Source organism: Acidovorax sp. K2F (assembly GCF_025246485.1).
GTDB classification, from domain to species: Bacteria; Pseudomonadota; Gammaproteobacteria; order Burkholderiales; family Burkholderiaceae_C; genus Acidovorax; species Acidovorax delafieldii.
This window is the reverse complement of sequence record NZ_JAOBSQ010000086.1, coordinates 1-1,757: the sequence shown is the minus strand read 5'-3', so window position 1 is coordinate 1,757 and position 1,757 is coordinate 1. Positions and strand designations below refer to the sequence as shown.

Genomic DNA, 1,757 nt, shown 5'->3' with positions numbered 1-1,757 from the left:
CACTCTTCTCAGGCACCTTGTGCGCCGCAGGGAGGACGGTCGGTATATTGGTCTTTGGCCCACAGCGTGACCATCTTGGGTACGCACTTGTCAGCGGTTCGCTGGCGTCGCTTGTGCTATTCGGTGCTTGGAGAGTACTTGCAAGTGCGAAGAGGCAGACGAAGTAGTTGGTATCAGCACGATTGATTAACGCCTCGGGCGGACCGTGGTCTCCATGGAAACTGCGTGACGAGTTTCTGCATTGATCTTCAGCGAATGCCTGCAAATGGCCGCTCACTGCCCCACTGGCTGCGGTCCGGGACGGGTGTAACCCCACACCAGCACGACGCCATCTTCTATCGAGTAGGGGATGCTATGACGCCGGAGAATTCCAAGAAGCCAATCCGTAGAGGTGGCTTGCAGCTCCATCCACTCCAAGTCTGCGACCGGGTGGACATGGTAATAAAACTCCCCATCCCAGTCGGTGCAGAAGTCAGGTGGTGCGAACACGCTGCGAGCTCTAAATTGGGGATGCTGCTCGGGAGGTGCCCTGAGCATCTCAGCTCGAAGTTCCGCCCACTTCGTGTGATTGAGAACGGGGTGCAATTCGCCACGGCTAACCATCCCAGCCAAACGATCCATGTCAGACTCGCTCGGTCGAGGCATTGTCTTTGGACCCCATTCGAATGTGTGCTCAATGGCCATGGTGCATCCAATGTCCGGTTGTGGCGCCGAATTCTGCAGTCCAAAGGCCAGTGGAAAGCGGGTTGCCGAAATTTCATCGGCACCATCGGAGTGGTCAGATCGGAATGGGCTCAGTGTTCAGATGTGGCCGGAATACGCACCCGGCCCGCATACCTGGGCGGCGTGGCCCTGTACCAGCCTGATGGAGGGAGTAAGGCGGTCACCCCAGATTTGCACGGAGTCTACAGCGCGACTTCCTGATTTGTGGCACAGTTTTCCGAATGGCTACTGCAGTTTCCTCCTCCAAAAAGCGGCGCGCTCGCCAACGTACGCCGATGGTCGGTGCTGACCTTCAGCCGGCCATAGGTTCGGCTGTACAACGCGTTTTGAAAGCTGGCGGTTCCGACTTCCGGTTTCCAGCTCTCTCGGGCGCGGAGGCGGCCGCGCTCATGCAAGCGGCCGGCATCGTGAACCAGGGCGGAAAGCTCGCAAGTAAATACCGCTAATGGGTCGGATCGTCCTGGGTTTTCACGCGTGTGCCATTACGACCCGTGATGGGTTCGACCGTGGCGAAATCAAGCCGATACTCTCAAGCAATCCATATGATTGGCTGGGCGATGGTCTCCACTTTTTCGAGGGCGATTGAAGCCGCGCCTTGAAGCTGGCGAAATCCTCCCATGAGCACACCGCCCTTCTGCTCACACGGAAGCCAATTGCGCCCCCCGCCGTTGTGGGTGCGGTCTTAGGGGTTGATCGCTGGTTCGATCTCAAAACCCAAGCTGGCATTGCAGATTTCACACGGGCCGCCGAGGCTGTGGTCAGCGGGAGTGAGGAACGAGGCACGCCGCAGCCGCACAGCAAGGCCGCATTTGACGGTGACAAAGACCTCTTGCACCGAGCGTTCGATAAAGCGGCTCCCAGTCTGAAGCGTTCGTAGACTTTCACTTCCCAGAATGGCAGCTTCTAGCCGCCCCCCACGACTGCTCATCAGCGAGAAGGGTAGGCAATCTGCCGACCTCCGGCCGCGGTGTCGAACTCGGTGACCTCGGTGACGAATAGGCTGTCCAGGAGATCCGAAATAGGCACTCAGATTG

Annotated in this window: 1 protein-coding gene; it reads right to left on the bottom strand. The window is 58.4% G+C overall.

Annotation, left to right across the window (positions count from 1 at the left end; translation table 11 throughout):
- Nucleotides 1-273: 273 nt before the first annotated feature.
- On the bottom strand, nucleotides 274-603 hold the full coding sequence (locus tag N4G42_RS25715) for a DUF6678 family protein (protein WP_409557866.1): 330 nt from the start codon (nucleotides 601-603) through the stop codon (nucleotides 274-276).
- Nucleotides 604-1,757: the final 1,154 nt, after the last annotated feature.